This is a genomic window from Bifidobacterium sp. LH_419 (assembly GCF_056356955.1).
On record NZ_JBKEVG010000010.1, the window covers coordinates 58,247 to 67,556 of the forward strand.

The following is a 9,310-nucleotide window of genomic DNA, read 5'->3' on the forward strand; positions in this document are numbered from 1 at the left end:
AGGCGAATCAGGCTTCGATGCTGCCGCCGGCGGCCTCGATCTTGGCCTTGGCGGAAACGGAGGCCTTCACGCCCTTGAGCGTGAACGCGACGGAGACGTCGCCGTCGCCCAGGACCTTCACCGGGGCGTTGCCGCGAACGGCGCCCTTGGCGACCAGGTTCTCGACGGACACCTCGCCGCCCTCCGGGAAGAGCTCGACGAGACGCGCGATGTTGATGACCTGGAACTCGACCTTGAACGGGTTCTTGAAGCCACGGAGCTTCGGCAGGCGCATGTACAGCGGGAGCTGGCCACCTTCGAAGCCAGGACGCACGTTGGTGCGCTTGGTCTGGCCCTTGGCGCCGCGACCCGCGGTCTTGCCCTTGGAGCCCTCACCGCGGCCGACGCGGGTCTTCGCCTTGTTGGCGCCCGGAGCCGGCTTCAGATCGTGCATCTGCAGGATTTCGTTGTCTGCCATAATCAGTCGACCTCCTCGACGGTGACCAGGTGGCGAACGACGTTCACCAGACCGCGGTTGGCCGGGATGTCCGGACGGACAACGGTCTTGCCGATCTTGTTCAGACCCAGGGTCTGCGCGGCGGCACGCTGCTTCGGCGTGCGGTTCACGAGACCGTGGTGGAGCGTGATCTTCAGGTTAGCCATCTATCACTCACCATCCTTCGCTTCGGCGGCCTTGGCGGCCTGAGCCTCTTCACGGGCCTTGCGGGCCTCGGCGATGCCGGCGGCGCGGGCGCGCAGCAGGGCATCGGGGGCGACCTCGTTCAGGGCGAGACCACGACGGGCGGCGATCTCCTCCGGCTCCTCAAGCTGCTTGAGGGCGGCGACGGTCGCACGGACCATGTTGATCGCGGTCGGGGAGCCCATGGACTTGGTCAGCACGTCGGTGATGCCGGCGCACTCCATGACGGCGCGCACCGGGCCACCGGCGATAACGCCGGTACCGGGGGCGGCCGGACGCAGCAGGACGGTGCCCGCGGCGTCGTGACCGATCACCGGGTGGGTGACGGTGCCGCGGACGCGCGGCACGGTGAACATGTGCTTCTTGGCATCCAGCTGGCCCTTGGCGATGGCCGCCGGGACCTCACGGGACTTGCCGTAGCCGACACCCACGGTGCCGTTGCCGTCGCCGACCACCACGAGGGCGGCGAAGCTGAACGTACGGCCACCCTTGTGGGTCTTGGACACGCGGTTGATGGTCACGACGCGATCGAGGAGCTCATCACCCTTGTTCTCTTCGCGACGGTTGCGACGCTCACCGCGACGGCCCTCGCCGCGACGACCGCCACGGCGGCCGCCACGACGCTCGTCGTTGGCGTTGGCGTTGTTCTCGTCAGCCGGGGCAGCCTGAGTGTTCTGAGTTTCTTCAGCCACTTGGGTTTCCTTCATTTCTTCGCTCACAGTGCCAGACCTCCCTCACGGGCGCCATCGGCGACGGCGGCGACACGGCCGGTGTACTTGTGACCACCACGGTCGAAGACGACGGACTCGATGCCGGCGGCCTTGGCCTTCTCGGCGATGAGCTCGCCGACCTTCTTGGCGGCCTCGACCTTGGTGCCCTCGAAGCCGGCGAAGTCAGCGGTCAGCGTGGAGGCGGAGACCAGGGTGATGCCCTTGGTATCGTCCACGACCTGCGCGACCATGTGGCGGTTGGAACGGGTGACCACCAGGCGCGGACGCTCGGCGGTGCCGGAGATACGCTTGCGGATGCGGGCGTGACGACGCTTGAGCGCGGCCTTCTTGCCCTTGCCGAAAATAGTGACGCTCATATCACTTACCAGCCTTTCCAGCCTTGCGCAGAATATGCTCGCCGGCATACTTGATGCCCTTGCCCTTGTAGGGTTCCGGAGCGCGCAGCTTGCGGATGTTGGCGGCCACCTGACCGACCATCTGCTTGTCGGTGCCCTCGACGACGACGTGCGTCGCGTCGGTCACCTTGAGCGTGATGCCTTCCGGCGGGTTGACGGTGATCGTGTGGGAGTAGCCGAGGAAGAACTCGATGCCCTTGCCCTTGGCGACGGCGCGGTAACCGGTGCCGACGATCTCCAGGGTCTTGGAGTAGCCGTCGTGCACGCCCTTGACCATGCCGGCCATGATGGAGCGGGCCAGACCGTGCTTGGCACGGGTCGGACGCAGGTCGTCGGCCGGGGTGACGATGATCTCGTTGCCCTCGACGGCCGCGGTGATGCCTTCCGGCAGGATGTAGGAATCGGTGCCCTTCGCGCCCTTGGCCTCGAAGTTCTGACCGTCGATCTTGACCTCAACGCCAGCGGGGATGGCGATGGGGAGCTTACCAATATGCGATGCCATGTGTCAGCTCTCCTTTCTCACCACACGTAGGCGACGATCTCGCCACCGATGCCTCGATCGAGGCATTCCTTCTGGGTCAGCAGTCCCGACGAAGTCGAGATGATCGCGATGCCGAGGCCACCGAGCGGCATCGGCAGGGAGTCGGACTTCGCGTAGCGACGCAGGCCCGGCTTGGAGATGCGCTTGATGCCCTGGATGGAACGCTCGCCGTTCGGACCGTACTTGAGGGTGACCTCAAGGGTCTGACCGACCTTGGCTTCCTTGGCGGTGTAGTCCTTGATGAAGCCTTCGCGCTTCAGGATCTCCGCGATGTTCTTCTTGAACTTGGAGTACGGCATATCCACGGTCTCGTGCTTCGCCGCGCTCGCGTTACGCAGACGCGTGAGCATGTCTGCGATCGGATCTGTCATTGTCATGTGGGCTTATGCCCTTTCTCGCCGTGGTTTCCGCCGCCGGCTCCCCTGGGGCTCCAGGAGAGCTACAGCCGCGGACCTTCAGCGTCGATGTTTACCAACTGGACTTCGTAACGCCGGGCAGCTCGCCGCGGTGGGCCTTCTCGCGAAGGCAGATGCGGCACAGGCCGAACTTGCGGTACACGGAATGGGGACGACCGCAGACCTGGCAACGCGTGTAGGCGCGCACCTTGAACTTCGGCTTGCCGGCCGCCTTGTTCTTAAGAGCGGTTTTTGCCATATCAGTTCTCCTTGAAGGGGAAGCCGAGGTGCTTGAGCAGCGCGTAGGCTTCCTTGTCGTCCTTGGTGCTGGTCACCACGGTGATGTCCATGCCACGCTGGTGGTCGATGGAATCCGGATCGATCTCGTGGAACATGGACTGCTCGGTGAGACCGAAGTTGTAGTTGCCCTGGCCGTCGAACTGGTGGCCGTTGATGCCACGGAAGTCGCGGATGCGCGGCAGGGCCATCGTCAGCAGACGATCGAGGAACTCCCACATGCGGTCGCCACGCAGGGTGACGTACGCACCGATGGCCTGGCCCTCACGCAGGTGGAACTGCGCGACGGACTTCTTGGCCTTGGTAATCTTCGGCTTCTGGCCGGTGATCAGGGTGAGGTCCTTGACGGCGCCCTCGATGAGCTTGGAGTCGCGAGCGGCGGCACCGACACCCATGGAGACGACGACCTTCTGGACGCGAGCGACCTGCATCGGGTTGGAGTACTTGAACTCCTTCTCGAGCTCAGGCACGATATGCTCGTTGTACTGCACCTTCAAGCGCGGGGTGGCCGGCGCTTCGACGGTAGTGGTGTCGGTCATGCCAGCTCCTTTCCGGACTTCTTGGCGACGCGCACGCGCACGGTCTTCACCTTGCCGTCACGCGCCTCTTCCTTCACGATGACGCCGACGCGGGTCGGCTTGCCGGTCTCCGGGTCGATGACCATCACGTTGGAGCGATGGATCGGAGCCTCGACGGAGACGATGCCGGCCTGCTGGCCCTGCTGGGTGGCGCGGACGTGCTTCTTGACGATCTGAACGCCCTCGACGATCAGACGGTCGTTCGGCAGCACGCGAAGGACCTTGCCCTCCTTGCCGCGATCCTTGCCGCGGATGACCTTCACCTGGTCGCCGCTCTTGATCTTGGCTACCATGTCAGATCACCTCCGGGGCGAGGGACACGATGCGCATGAACTTCTTGTCGCGAAGCTCACGGGCGATCGGTCCGAAGATACGAGTGCCCTTCGGTTCACGGCCGGAGCCGAGAATCACCGCGGCGTTCTCATCGAACTTGATGTAGGAGCCGTCGACACGACGGTGCTCCTTGACGGTACGGACGACGACGGCCTTGACCACGTCACCCTTCTTGACCGATCCGCCAGGGATCGCGTCCTTGACCGAGGCGACGATGACGTCGCCCAGGCCGGCATAGCGTCGCTTCGAGCCACCGAGCACGCGGATGGCAAGGATTTCCTTGGCACCCGTGTTGTCGGCGACATGAAGCCGCGTTTCCTGCTGAATCATTGATTCTCCTTAGCCGAGCTGGTTCTCCCCGCACACCGGGCGCGGTGGATAGACGCACAGAACATCTATCTAACCGCGCCCGGTGGACGGCGAGCCTTGCCGAACTTATTTTTTTACTTGGCGCGCTCGATGATCGACTCGAGACGCCAACGCTTGGTCTTGCTCAGAGGACGAGTCTCCATGATACTCACGAGGTCGCCAATGTGCGCCTCGTTGTGTTCGTCATGGGCCTTGACCTTCTTGGTGGTGCGGACGACCTTGCCGTACAGCGGGTGGGTCTTGCGGTTCTCCAGCTCCACGGTGATCGTCTTGTCCATCTTATCGGACACGACGTAGCCGCGGCGAACCTTGCGGAAGTTGCGCTCCTGCTGCTCTTCAGCCATGATCACTGCTCCTTAGCGGTTTCGTCGGCCGGCTCGGAGGTGATGCCAAGCTCGCGCTCGCGCAGCACGGTGTACATGCGGGCGATGTCGTGCTTGACGGCCTTGAGGCGGGCCGTGTTCTCGAGCTGACCGGTGGCGGACTGGAAGCGCAGGTTGAACAGCTCTTCCTTGGACTTCTTCAGGAAGCCCTCGATCTCCGCGTTGGTCTTCTCGTTGAGATTCTTGATGGAGTATTCTTCGGTTCCGACTGCCATATCAGATGTCACCGCCTTCACGAGCAATCACACGGCACTTCATGGGGAGCTTGTCGATGGCACGACGCAGGGCTTCCTTGGCGACGTCCTCGGAGACACCACCGATCTCGAACATCACGCGACCAGGGTGGATGTTGGCGATCCAGAACTCCGGAGTACCCTTACCGGAACCCATTCGGGCGCCGAGCGGGTGCTTGGTCAGCGGACGATCCGGGAAGATCGTGATCCACACGCGGCCACCACGCTTGATGTAGCGGGTCATGGCGATACGCGCGGCCTCGATCTGGCGGTTGGTCACGTAAGCCGGGGCCAGCGCCTGGATGCCGTAATCACCGAAGTTGATCTCGTTGCCGCCCTTGGACATGCCGGAGCGGACGGGACGGTGCTGCTTGCGGTACTTGGTCCTCTTTGGGATAAGCATTCTTGCTCACTCCTTCGTTTCCGTGGCAGCGGGGGCCGCGGCGGCCTCGGCCTTGGGGGCCTCGGCGTTGCGGGCGGCACCGGCGTTGCGGTTGCCACGGCGCGGACGGCGATCGCCGCGACGGCCGGGACGGTTGTTCTGCTGGGCCTGCTGCTCTTCGAACTCACGTTCGGTCATGTCGCCCTTGTAGATCCAGACCTTGACGCCGATGCGGCCGTAGGTCGTCTTGGCCTCGAAGAAGCCGTAGTCGATCAGGGCGCGGAGGGTCTGCAGCGGGACGCGACCCTCGCGGTAGAACTCGGAACGGCTCATTTCGGCACCGCCGAGACGGCCGGAGAGCTTGATGCGGATACCCTTGGCACCGGCGCGCATGGCGTCCTGCTGGGCCTTGCGCATCGCGCGGCGGAAGGTGACGCGGTTGGTCAGCTGCTCCGCGATGCCCTGAGCGACGAGCTGGGCGTCCAGCGCGGCGTTCTTGACCTCGAAGATGTTGAGCTGGACCTGCTTGCCGGTCAGCTTCTCGAGCTTGGCGCGGACCTTCTCGGCCTCGGCGCCGCGGCGGCCGATCACGATGCCCGGACGGGCGGTGTGGATGTCGACGCGGACGCGGTCGCGGGTGCGCTCGATGACGATCTTGCTCACGCCGGCGCGCTCGAGGTCCTTGTTCATCTCCTTGCGGATCTTGTCATCCTCAAGGACGAAGTCGCTGTAGCGCTCGCCGGCCTTGTTGGAATCGGAGAACCACTTGGAGCGGTGGTTTTCAGTGACGCCCAGGCGGTAGCCAAAGGGATTGATCTTCTGACCCATCTTTAGCGGTTTCCTTCCTTGTTGGCGACGACGACCGTGATGTGGGAGGTGCGCTTGTTGATACGAGCGGCACGGCCCTGGGCACGAGCACGGAAACGCTTGAGCGTCACGCCCTCGTCCACGTAGGTCGCCTTGACGACCAGGTCGTTCTCACGGAACGGCTCGCCGGCCTTGTCGGCCTTGACGCGCGCGTTGGCGATGGCGCTCTCGAGGACCTTGCGAACCGGGATGGACGCGTCCTGCGGAGCGAACTTGAGGATGGTGAGGGCTTCGGTCGCCTGCTTGCCTCGGATGAGGTCGACCATGCGGCGAGCCTTGCGCGGCGTCACGCGGACGTGACGGGCGATTGCTTTAGCTTCCATAAGTCATTCTCTCCTTTAGCGGCGGGCCTTCTTGTCGTCCTTCACGTGACCCTTGAAGGTCTTCGTGGGGGCGAACTCACCCAGCTTGTGGCCGACCATGGCCTCGGTGACGAACACCGGGACGTGCTTGCGACCATCGTGGACAGCGAACGTGTGTCCGATGAAATCGGGGGTGATCATCGAACGGCGGGACCACGTCTTGATGACGTTCTTGGTACCCTTCTCGTTCTGCTCGTCGACCTTCTTCTGCAAGTGGGCGTCGACGAAGGGGCCCTTCTTGATGCTACGAGTCATCGCTTCGAATCTTCCTTACTTGCGGTTCTTGCCGGACGGACGGCGACGGACAATCATCTTGTTCGAAGCCTTCTTCGGACGACGGGTACGAACCTCGCCCTTGCCCCACGGGGAGACCGGCGGCTTGCCGCCGCGGGTACGACCGCCGTGCGGGTGGTCGACCGGGTTCATGGACTCACCACGGGTGATCGGGCGCTTGCCCATCCAACGGGCGCGGCCGGCCTTGCCGAGCTGGACGTTCGCGTGGTCCTCGTTGCCGACCTCGCCGACGGTCGCGCGGCAGCGGGCGTCGACGTTGCGGATCTCGCCGGACGGCATACGCAGCTGGGCGTAGGCGCCGTCCTTCGCGACGAGCTGGACCGAGGTGCCGGCGGAACGGGCGATCTTGGCGCCGCCGAGCGGCTTGAGCTCGATGGCGTGGATGACCGTACCGGTCGGGATGTTCTTCAGCGGCAGGTTGTTGCCCGGCTTGATGTCGGCCTGGGCGCCGGTCTCGATGACGTCGCCCTGCTTGATGCCCTTCGGCGCGATGATGTAGCGCTTCTCGCCGTCGGCGTAGTGCAGGAGGGCGATGCGGGCGGAGCGGTTCGGGTCGTACTCGATGTGAGCGACCTTGGCCGGCACGCCGTCCTTGTCCCAGCGACGGAAGTCGATGAGACGGTACTGGCGCTTGTGGCCGCCGCCACGGTGGCGGGACGTGATACGGCCGTAGGAGTTACGACCGCCGGTCTTGGAGAGCGGACGAACGAGCGACTTCTCAGGCGTGGAACGCGTGATCTCGGAGAAGTCCGAGACGGAGGCGTTGCGGCGGCCGGCGCTCGTCGGCTTGTAAACGCGGATAGCCATAATGTAGTTCTTCCTTTAACTTTTCTCGGCTAACCTTCAGTTACCGAAGATGTCGATGGTCTGGCCCTCGGCGACGGACACGATCGCACGCTTCTGGGAAACGCGACGACCGAAGCCGAGGCGGGCGCGAGTGCGCTTGCCCTCACGGTTGAGGGTGTTGACCTTCGTCACCTTGACATTGAAGATCTGTTCGATAGCCTGCTTGATCTGCACCTTGTTCGCGTTCGGGGCCACCACGAAGGTGTACTGGCCACGATCGGAGGCGGCGTAGCTCTTCTCGGACACGACGGGCTTGATGATGATGTCGTGAGCCGGCTTGTGAATAGCGACCATGGAAATCAGGCCTCCTTCTTGGTCTTCGCCGCCACGAAGGCCTCGAGGGCCTCCTTGGTGAAGACGACGTACTGCGCGGTCACCACGTCGTACGTGTTGAGCTGATCGACGAAGATCGGGTGGACATACGGAAGGTTGCGCACGGAGAGCCACTCGTTGACCTGGTCACGGGTCAGCGCGATGGTGGCGAACTTCTCACCGATGACCGGGTTCAGGGCGGCGATGGCGGCCTTGGTGGACGGCTTCTCGGAGACGCCGAAGTCGACGACGGCCACGCGACCGGCGTTGGCGCGGTCGGAGAGCACGTACTTGAGGGCGGCGGCCTTCATCTTCTTGGGGGTGCGCTGGGAGTAGTCACGCGGCTGCGGGCCGAACACGACGCCGCCGTGGTACCACTGCGGGGCGCGGATGGAGCCCTGGCGGGCACGACCGGTGCCCTTCTGCTTCCACGGCTTCTTGCCGCCGCCGGAGACGTTGGCGCGGGTCTTGGTCGCGTGGGTGCCGGCACGACGGGCGGCGAGCTGCGCGATGACGACCTGGTGAATCAGCGGGATGCGGGACTGGACCTCTTCGGCGGAGAAGCCGAAGAGGTCGGCCGGGGCCTCGACGGTGCCGGCGGCCTGGCCCTGCGGGTCGGTGACGTTCAGAGTAACGTTAGCCATGGCTTATCAGGCTCCCTTCACGGCGGAGCGAACGAGAACGATGCCGCCCTTCGGGCCCGGGATGGCGCCCTTGATGGCGAGGATGCCGTTCTCGACATCCGCGGAGACGACGGTCAGGTTCTGCACGGTGGAGGTCACATGACCCATGCGGCCAGCCATGCGCTTGCCCTTGAGAATGCGGCTCGGAGTCGCGCACGCGCCGACGGAACCGGGGCGACGCTCGTTCTTGTGGGAGCCGTGGGTACGGCGGTAGGACTTGAAGCCCCAACGCTTGATGGTGCCGGCGAAGCCCTTGCCCTTGGTGGTGCCGGTCACGTCGACCTCAGCGCCCTCGGCGAAGACGTCGGCGTTGAGCTCCTGGCCCACCTCGTACTCGGTGGCGTTGTCCTCGCGCACCTCGACGAGGTGACGGCGCGGGGTCACACCGGCCTTGGCGAAGTGGCCGGCGAGCGGCTTGGTGACCTTCGTCGGGTCGATCTGGCCGTAGCCGAGCTGGACGGCGGTGTAGCCGTCGGTCTCCGGGGTCTTGATGGCGGTGACGACGTTGGTGGAGACGTCCACCAGCGTGACGGGCACGAAGAAGCCGTTCTCGTCCCACACCTGCGACATGCCGAGCTTCTTGCCCAGCAGCGCCTTGCGATCCTTATGTTGCGACATAGCGGTTCCCTC

At 64.5% G+C, this 9,310-nt stretch carries 20 protein-coding genes; all 20 read right to left on the reverse strand.

The genetic code is table 11. From position 1 onward, the window contains the following. Positions 1 to 7 precede the first annotated feature (7 nt). Positions 8 to 457 (reverse strand): 50S ribosomal protein L15, encoded by a 450-nt coding sequence (gene rplO, locus AC1AYX_RS07445; protein WP_476502904.1) that lies wholly within the window; start codon positions 455 to 457, stop codon positions 8 to 10. Between the two features lie 2 nt (positions 458 to 459). Next, positions 460 to 642 (reverse strand): 50S ribosomal protein L30, encoded by a 183-nt coding sequence (gene rpmD, locus AC1AYX_RS07450; protein WP_476502905.1) that lies wholly within the window; start codon positions 640 to 642, stop codon positions 460 to 462. A gap of 3 nt (positions 643 to 645) precedes the next feature. Continuing rightward, the gene (rpsE, locus tag AC1AYX_RS07455; protein WP_084686093.1) at positions 646 to 1,398 is read right to left on the reverse strand and encodes a 30S ribosomal protein S5; all 753 of its coding nucleotides are present in this window, start codon (positions 1,396 to 1,398) and stop codon (positions 646 to 648) included. Then, positions 1,395 to 1,766: a 50S ribosomal protein L18 gene (gene rplR, locus AC1AYX_RS07460; RefSeq protein WP_034527275.1), complete on the reverse strand. Its 372-nt coding sequence runs from the start codon at positions 1,764 to 1,766 to the stop codon at positions 1,395 to 1,397. Before rplR ends, rpsE begins: the two co-directional genes overlap by 4 nt. A gap of 1 nt (position 1,767) precedes the next feature. Next, the gene (gene rplF / locus AC1AYX_RS07465; protein ID WP_476502906.1) at positions 1,768 to 2,307 is read right to left on the reverse strand and encodes a 50S ribosomal protein L6; all 540 of its coding nucleotides are present in this window, start codon (positions 2,305 to 2,307) and stop codon (positions 1,768 to 1,770) included. A 17-nt stretch (positions 2,308 to 2,324) separates the two neighbouring features. Beyond that, positions 2,325 to 2,723 carry a 30S ribosomal protein S8 gene (gene rpsH / locus AC1AYX_RS07470; RefSeq protein ID WP_034527281.1) on the reverse strand — a complete coding sequence of 133 codons (399 nt, stop codon included), beginning with the start codon at positions 2,721 to 2,723 and terminating at the stop codon, positions 2,325 to 2,327. 91 nt (positions 2,724 to 2,814) lie between these two features. After that, positions 2,815 to 3,000 (reverse strand): type Z 30S ribosomal protein S14, encoded by a 186-nt coding sequence (locus AC1AYX_RS07475; protein ID WP_003814530.1) that lies wholly within the window; start codon positions 2,998 to 3,000, stop codon positions 2,815 to 2,817. Between the two features lies 1 nt (position 3,001). After that, positions 3,002 to 3,577 (reverse strand): 50S ribosomal protein L5, encoded by a 576-nt coding sequence (rplE, locus tag AC1AYX_RS07480; RefSeq protein WP_476502907.1) that lies wholly within the window; start codon positions 3,575 to 3,577, stop codon positions 3,002 to 3,004. Next, entirely contained in the window at positions 3,574 to 3,909 is a 336-nt protein-coding gene (gene rplX / locus AC1AYX_RS07485) for a 50S ribosomal protein L24 (protein ID WP_034527286.1), read from the reverse strand. The genes rplE and rplX overlap by 4 nt, the downstream gene beginning before the upstream one ends. Position 3,910: 1 nt before the next feature. Then, on the reverse strand, positions 3,911 to 4,279 hold the full coding sequence (gene rplN / locus AC1AYX_RS07490; protein ID WP_034527288.1) for a 50S ribosomal protein L14: 369 nt from the start codon (positions 4,277 to 4,279) through the stop codon (positions 3,911 to 3,913). A 113-nt stretch (positions 4,280 to 4,392) separates the two neighbouring features. Next, positions 4,393 to 4,662: a 30S ribosomal protein S17 gene (gene rpsQ, locus AC1AYX_RS07495; RefSeq protein ID WP_034527291.1), complete on the reverse strand. Its 270-nt coding sequence runs from the start codon at positions 4,660 to 4,662 to the stop codon at positions 4,393 to 4,395. Between the two features lie 2 nt (positions 4,663 to 4,664). Next, positions 4,665 to 4,916 carry a 50S ribosomal protein L29 gene (gene rpmC / locus AC1AYX_RS07500; protein WP_055428029.1) on the reverse strand — a complete coding sequence of 84 codons (252 nt, stop codon included), beginning with the start codon at positions 4,914 to 4,916 and terminating at the stop codon, positions 4,665 to 4,667. 1 nt (position 4,917) lies between these two features. Then, complete coding sequence (gene rplP, locus AC1AYX_RS07505) at positions 4,918 to 5,337, reverse strand: 50S ribosomal protein L16 (protein ID WP_055428030.1); 420 nt, start codon at positions 5,335 to 5,337, stop codon at positions 4,918 to 4,920. A gap of 6 nt (positions 5,338 to 5,343) precedes the next feature. Then, positions 5,344 to 6,144: a 30S ribosomal protein S3 gene (gene rpsC, locus AC1AYX_RS07510; protein ID WP_034527300.1), complete on the reverse strand. Its 801-nt coding sequence runs from the start codon at positions 6,142 to 6,144 to the stop codon at positions 5,344 to 5,346. Positions 6,145 to 6,146: 2 nt separating this feature from the next. Beyond that, positions 6,147 to 6,506 (reverse strand): 50S ribosomal protein L22, encoded by a 360-nt coding sequence (rplV, locus tag AC1AYX_RS07515; RefSeq protein ID WP_101622003.1) that lies wholly within the window; start codon positions 6,504 to 6,506, stop codon positions 6,147 to 6,149. Between the two features lie 15 nt (positions 6,507 to 6,521). Next, positions 6,522 to 6,800 (reverse strand): 30S ribosomal protein S19, encoded by a 279-nt coding sequence (gene rpsS / locus AC1AYX_RS07520; protein WP_003814508.1) that lies wholly within the window; start codon positions 6,798 to 6,800, stop codon positions 6,522 to 6,524. A 15-nt stretch (positions 6,801 to 6,815) separates the two neighbouring features. After that, positions 6,816 to 7,646, reverse strand: a complete 831-nt coding sequence (gene rplB, locus AC1AYX_RS07525; RefSeq protein ID WP_034527305.1) for a 50S ribosomal protein L2 — start codon at positions 7,644 to 7,646, stop codon at positions 6,816 to 6,818. A 36-nt stretch (positions 7,647 to 7,682) separates the two neighbouring features. After that, entirely contained in the window at positions 7,683 to 7,979 is a 297-nt protein-coding gene (gene rplW / locus AC1AYX_RS07530; protein ID WP_476502908.1) for a 50S ribosomal protein L23, read from the reverse strand. Between the two features lie 5 nt (positions 7,980 to 7,984). After that, complete coding sequence (gene rplD / locus AC1AYX_RS07535) at positions 7,985 to 8,641, reverse strand: 50S ribosomal protein L4 (protein ID WP_476502909.1); 657 nt, start codon at positions 8,639 to 8,641, stop codon at positions 7,985 to 7,987. A 6-nt stretch (positions 8,642 to 8,647) separates the two neighbouring features. Further along, the gene (rplC, locus tag AC1AYX_RS07540; RefSeq protein ID WP_034527320.1) at positions 8,648 to 9,298 is read right to left on the reverse strand and encodes a 50S ribosomal protein L3; all 651 of its coding nucleotides are present in this window, start codon (positions 9,296 to 9,298) and stop codon (positions 8,648 to 8,650) included. Positions 9,299 to 9,310: the final 12 nt, after the last annotated feature.

Excerpts from the sequence above, each read along its gene's own strand:
- rpmC (WP_055428029.1), bottom strand. The coding sequence starts at position 4,916 with ATGGCAGTCGGAACCGAAGAATACTCCATCAAGAATCTCAACGAGAAG.
- rpsH (WP_034527281.1), bottom strand. The coding sequence starts at position 2,723 with ATGACAATGACAGATCCGATCGCAGACATGCTCACGCGTCTGCGTAAC.
- rpsS (WP_003814508.1), bottom strand. The coding sequence starts at position 6,800 with ATGACTCGTAGCATCAAGAAGGGCCCCTTCGTCGACGCCCACTTGCAG.
- rpsC (WP_034527300.1), bottom strand. The coding sequence starts at position 6,144 with ATGGGTCAGAAGATCAATCCCTTTGGCTACCGCCTGGGCGTCACTGAA.
- rpsQ (WP_034527291.1), bottom strand. The coding sequence starts at position 4,662 with ATGGCTGAAGAGCAGCAGGAGCGCAACTTCCGCAAGGTTCGCCGCGGC.
- rplN (WP_034527288.1), bottom strand. The coding sequence starts at position 4,279 with ATGATTCAGCAGGAAACGCGGCTTCATGTCGCCGACAACACGGGTGCC.
- rplW (WP_476502908.1), bottom strand. The coding sequence starts at position 7,979 with ATGGTCGCTATTCACAAGCCGGCTCACGACATCATCATCAAGCCCGTC.
- rpmD (WP_476502905.1), bottom strand. The coding sequence starts at position 642 with ATGGCTAACCTGAAGATCACGCTCCACCACGGTCTCGTGAACCGCACG.
- rplR (WP_034527275.1), bottom strand. The coding sequence starts at position 1,766 with ATGAGCGTCACTATTTTCGGCAAGGGCAAGAAGGCCGCGCTCAAGCGT.
- rplC (WP_034527320.1), bottom strand. The coding sequence starts at position 9,298 with ATGTCGCAACATAAGGATCGCAAGGCGCTGCTGGGCAAGAAGCTCGGC.
- rplE (WP_476502907.1), bottom strand. The coding sequence starts at position 3,577 with ATGACCGACACCACTACCGTCGAAGCGCCGGCCACCCCGCGCTTGAAG.
- rplP (WP_055428030.1), bottom strand. The coding sequence starts at position 5,337 with ATGCTTATCCCAAAGAGGACCAAGTACCGCAAGCAGCACCGTCCCGTC.
- rplB (WP_034527305.1), bottom strand. The coding sequence starts at position 7,646 with ATGGCTATCCGCGTTTACAAGCCGACGAGCGCCGGCCGCCGCAACGCC.
- rplV (WP_101622003.1), bottom strand. The coding sequence starts at position 6,506 with ATGGAAGCTAAAGCAATCGCCCGTCACGTCCGCGTGACGCCGCGCAAG.
- rplF (WP_476502906.1), bottom strand. The coding sequence starts at position 2,307 with ATGGCATCGCATATTGGTAAGCTCCCCATCGCCATCCCCGCTGGCGTT.
- AC1AYX_RS07475 (WP_003814530.1), bottom strand. The coding sequence starts at position 3,000 with ATGGCAAAAACCGCTCTTAAGAACAAGGCGGCCGGCAAGCCGAAGTTC.
- rplD (WP_476502909.1), bottom strand. The coding sequence starts at position 8,641 with ATGGCTAACGTTACTCTGAACGTCACCGACCCGCAGGGCCAGGCCGCC.
- rplX (WP_034527286.1), bottom strand. The coding sequence starts at position 3,909 with ATGGTAGCCAAGATCAAGAGCGGCGACCAGGTGAAGGTCATCCGCGGC.
- rplO (WP_476502904.1), bottom strand. The coding sequence starts at position 457 with ATGGCAGACAACGAAATCCTGCAGATGCACGATCTGAAGCCGGCTCCG.